Below are 1393 nucleotides of genomic sequence, written 5' to 3' on the forward strand. Positions count from 1 at the left end.
GCAGCAGCCTGAGCGGCGCGACCGCGCCGGCGCCCGCTCAGGGCGCGCGGAAGTGCCGGCGCAGGCCCTGCCAGCACTGCTGGTAGTCGCGCTGGCGATGCGCGGCGTCCAGCGCCTGCGCGGTCGGGCGCAGCACCGCGCGGGTCTCGAACATGAAGGCCATGGTGTCGGCGATGACGTCCGGGCGCGACAGGTCGGCCTGCGAGGCCTTGTCGAAGGTGGCCGCGTCCGGGCCGTGCCCACTCATGCAGTTGTGCAGCGACGCGCCGCCAGGGGCGAAGCCGTCGGCCTTGGCATCGTAGACGCCGTGCACCAGGCCCATGAACTCGCTGGCCACGTTGCGGTGGAACCACGGCGGCCGGAAGGTGTGCTGCGCCACCAACCAGCGCGGCGGGAAGATCGCGAAATCCATGTTGGCGGTGCCGGGCGTGTCGCTGGGCGCGGTCAGCACGGTGAAGATGCTGGGATCGGGATGGTCGAAACTGATCGAGCCGATGGTGTTGAAGCGGCGCAGGTCGTACTTGTACGGCGCGTAGTTGCCGTGCCAGGCGACCACGTCCAGCGGCGAATGCCCGATCGGCGCGCGCCACAGATGGCCCTGGAACTTGGCGATCAGTGCGAAGTCGCCCTCGTCTTCCTCGTAGGCGGCGACCGGCGTGAGGAAGTCGCGCGGATTGGCCAGGCCATTGGCGCCGATCGGCCCCAGGTCCGGCAGCCGCAGCAGGCCGCCGAAGTTCTCGCACACGTAGCCGCGCGCGGGGCCGTCGGGCAGTTCCACGCGGAAGCGCACGCCGCGCGGGATCACCGCGATTTCCTGCGGCGCCACTTCCAGCGTGCCCAGTTCGGTGCACAGGCGCAGTTGCCCGAGCTGCGGGACCAACAGCAGTTCCGCATCGGCGTTGTAGAAGAACCGGCCCTGCATCGACGCGTTGGCCGCATACAGGTGCACCGCCACGCCGTGCTGCGCTTCGGCCGAACCGTTGCCGGCCATCGTGTACAGGCCATCGACGAAGTCCACCGGCGTCTCCGGCAGCGGCAACGGGCTCCAGCGCAACTGGTCCGGCGGCACCGGACCGCGCTGGAAGTCGTTGTGGAACGCGCCGGCACGGTCGTAGGCGACGAAGCCGCCATGCACCACCGCCGGGCGGATGCGGTATAGCCAACTGCGCCGGTTGACGCCGCGCGGCGCGGTGAACGCGGTGCCCGACAACTGCTCGGCGTACAGGCCGTGGGCCACGCGCTGCGGCGAGTTCTGCCCGACCGGCAACGCGCCGGTCACCGCCTCGGTGGCGAATTCGTTGCCGAAGCCGGACATGTAGCCGTTGGGTTGGATGTTCATGACGAAGGCTCTTCTGCTTGAAGCCCCTCTCCCGCCGGGAGAGGGGTTGGGGTG

Annotated in this window: 1 protein-coding gene; it reads right to left on the minus strand. The window is 70.1% G+C overall.

Annotated elements, in window-relative coordinates:
* Positions 1–37: 37 nt before the first annotated feature.
* Entirely contained in the window at positions 38–1339 is a 1302-nt protein-coding gene (hmgA, locus tag D180_RS05700) for a homogentisate 1,2-dioxygenase (protein ID WP_017912037.1), read from the minus strand.
* Positions 1340–1393: the final 54 nt, after the last annotated feature.

The sequence above is a fragment of the Xanthomonas sp. SHU 166 genome (assembly GCF_000364685.1).
GTDB lineage: Bacteria > Pseudomonadota > Gammaproteobacteria > Xanthomonadales > Xanthomonadaceae > Xanthomonas_A > Xanthomonas_A sontii.

Excerpts from the sequence above, each read along its gene's own strand:
- hmgA (WP_017912037.1), bottom strand. The coding sequence starts at position 1,339 with ATGAACATCCAACCCAACGGCTACATGTCCGGCTTCGGCAACGAATTC.